2 protein-coding genes are annotated in these 1,621 nt (G+C 65.5%); both read right to left on the reverse strand.

All coding sequences use genetic code 11. The features are described 5' to 3' along the window. A partial coding sequence (gene pnuC, locus HUK84_RS17395; RefSeq protein WP_176641382.1) for a nicotinamide riboside transporter PnuC occupies positions 1–328 on the reverse strand: 328 nt, incomplete at its 3' end. Positions 329–384: 56 nt separating this feature from the next. After that, positions 385–1,621, reverse strand: a 1,237-nt coding sequence (locus HUK84_RS17400) for a type 2 periplasmic-binding domain-containing protein (protein ID WP_176641383.1), incomplete at its 5' end; no start/stop codon positions are given.

Here is a 1,621-nt window from a genome sequence, read left to right on the forward strand (position 1 = left end):
CCAGCCGCGCCGGCGCCAGCCAGCGCACGGCCGGCGCGGTCGCCGCGTTCTCGCGCGGACGGGTCCATGCATACCAGCCGTACAGGTTCGCGGCGAAGAAGAAGATCTGCAGCAGCAGGCTGGCATAAAGCTGGATCTGGAAGAAGATGACGGCGAAGCAGGTGACGTTGACCAGTCCGAAGGCATAATTCTCGACCCGTTCCCGGCTGGCCAGCCAGATGCAGGGCAGGCAGAACGCGGTGCCGATCGCTTCGACCCAGGACAGGTCATACCCGGCGCGGCCGATCGGGATATGGACCAGGATATTATTGACGCTGAAGATGTTCATGTGATCTTTCGGGGGAGGCGGAGAGGCGGTTTTCGTCATGAAACCCAAGGCGCGTCCTACATCGGGCCACGCGTGTCGCCGCAATCATAGACCGGAACCCGGGCCTTCAGCGCAAGGCAGACCTCTCGCGCCATGCGGTCGCGCGTGGCCTGGGTCAGCGCGTTGGGAAAGGCCGTGCCCTGCGCCACCGCGTCGGCGGCCTGGCGATAGATGGGGTCGCGCCGCACGCGCGGCTGTTGCCAGAACGGCCGGGTCGCGACCAGCAGATGCCGTGGCGGCGTCCCTGCCGGTAGGTCGTCCGAAAATGCGATATAATTCTTCATCGCGGTGCCGGTCATCAGGGCCGTGAAGCGCGCGCCGTCCTCGGCACAGCGTCCGCTGCCGCAACTGGCCCTGCTGGTCACGAAAGCATCGCTATAGAGCAGCGGCGCGGGGTGGGGCCCCCATGGCACGGGGATCATCGTCGGTCGCGCAGCGCGTTTGGGAGCATAAAGCGCGATATAGAAGCTCTGCTCCGAAAAGCCGATATCGGCCATGCTGCGGCCGGTCGCGAACGCACGTTCGATTTCTCCATCGGGCGCGCGGGTCAGCGTTCCGTCGGCGCAGACATTGCGGGGGCCCTCGTCACAGGCGCGGACCAGGGTGGCCAGCGCGTCGATCACCGCATCGTCCGGGGGCATTCTCATAGCGTCCGACAGGCTGGCGGTGCCGTAACGCTGTGCGTAGGCATCGATATACAGGGACGGCAGGCGGGTGGTGCCCGAGAAATCGGCGGACAGGCCGCGCGATTTTCGTCCCTGCTGCGACAGGATTTTTACGAAATCCGACAGGCTTCGCGCCGATGCCAGGGCAGCGTCGTCGGCATAGGCGAAATCCAGGCAGAGCCAGCTTGGTATGCCATAGAGAACGTGATCATAGGTCGCCGCCGCCCGGCCTGCCGGCAGCGGCGCGTCCCCGGTCACGCGCACCGGGGCCAGAAGTCCCTTTCCCGCCAGAAAACCGAGATAGAGCGTGTCGAGTTCGACCACGTCGTAACCGCCGGCGGACAACAGGCCGGCCAGGGTTTCAGGGTCATAGATATCGACGCTTTCGCTCATCACGACATGCAGCAGAACGTCCTGGTTCTCCGCCTGGTAGCGCGCGACGACATGCCGGATCAGCCGGTCGAAATTGCCGTTCGGCAGGCTGGGAATAAAAGGATAGAGCGCGACATTGAGCACGCGCGTCTGGCGGCCGTTCAGGCGCAGGAAGCCGTTCGGCCCGGCCGGGCCGATCCGCATGGCGCGCGCCGAC

Origin of the sequence: Nguyenibacter vanlangensis (assembly GCF_013376155.1) — a bacterium.
In the GTDB taxonomy this organism is placed as follows: domain Bacteria; phylum Pseudomonadota; class Alphaproteobacteria; order Acetobacterales; family Acetobacteraceae; genus Gluconacetobacter; species Gluconacetobacter vanlangensis.